The following is a 1,288-nucleotide window of genomic DNA, read 5'->3' as shown; positions in this document are numbered from 1 at the left end:
CGTTGCCCGGATGGAGATCATCTGCTGGTCGTGATTCATCATTTGGCGGTGGACGGGGTATCCTGGCGCATTTTATTCGAGGATTTGGCGACTGCCTATGATCAAGCCTCCAAGGGTGAACAGGTGATTCAGCTGCCTCATAAAACAGATTCGTTCCAAACGTGGGCCGAGCAGCTGCACGCTTATGCCAACAGTCCAGCTATGGAACGTGAGCGAGCGTATTGGGGGAAACTTGCACAAGCGGAACTGGCTCCTTTGCCGCAGGATTACGGGCATAACGAGCACGAAAAGCCATTGATTGGCGATAGTGAGTCGGTTACTGCTTTGTGGACACATGCTGAGACAGAGCAGCTGCTCAAGCAGGCCAATCGTGCCTACCGTACAGAAATTAATGACCTGTTGTTGACGGCGGTAGGAATGGCATTGCAAGCATGGAGCGGACATGAGCGTTTCCTGATTAATCTGGAGGGACATGGACGTGAAGCCATTTTACCAGAGGTGGACATTACCCGAACGATAGGGTGGTTTACAAGCCAATATCCTGTTTTGCTCGATATGCCGGAAGAACTGGCACTTTCGCAACGGATCAAGGGTGTGAAGGAAGGACTGCGCGGCATCCCGCAAAAAGGGATTGGCTATGGTGTACTGAAATATTTAGCCGACCGTCAGACACAGGCACAGGAGGCATCTCCAGCCATATTTACGACAGATCCCGAAATCAGCTTTAACTATTTGGGACAGTTCGATCAGGATATGAAAGGGAACGACTTGCAATCATCCTCATATGAGGGTGGGATGCCGTTGAGCCCGACCATGGCTCGAACGTATACGCTGGATTTTGGCGGCATTATTTCGGGGGGCCAACTGGGTCTGACGATTAGCTATAGCCGTACGAGCTATAGAGCGGAGACGATCGAGCGATTGGCGAAATTTCTAGAATCGAGCCTGCGTGAAATTTTGGCGCATTGCATCCATAAAGAACACCCGGAGCTTACCCCAAGTGATATTTCCTATAAAGGAATGAGTGTGGAGGGCTTGGACAGCCTCTTATCTGAAATGGGTGCTGCGGGTGAGATTGACAATGTATATGCACTGACCCCGATGCAGAAAGGGATGCTGTTTCACAGCCAGCTAGATAGTCAAGCAGCTGCGAATGACGCGTATTTTGAGCAGGTTTCTTATGATATGCGAGGTCAGATGGACATTCGGGCTTTTGCAGAAAGCCTGAATATTCTGGTTCGGCGACATGAGGCGCTGCGTACAAATTTTTATTTTGGCAGAAATACGG

General features: G+C 50.2%; 1 protein-coding gene. It reads left to right on the top strand.

Translation table 11 applies throughout. The annotated features are described in order from the left end of the window. Positions 1-1,288: condensation domain-containing protein (locus tag GRP75_RS27210; protein ID WP_237449226.1), on the top strand; the 1,288-nt coding region annotated here is incomplete at both ends.

It is taken from the genome of Paenibacillus sp. OT2-17, from assembly GCF_009827695.1.
Lineage (GTDB): Bacteria > Bacillota > Bacilli > Paenibacillales > Paenibacillaceae > Paenibacillus > Paenibacillus polymyxa_B.
This window is presented reverse-complemented; position numbering and strand designations above follow the sequence as displayed.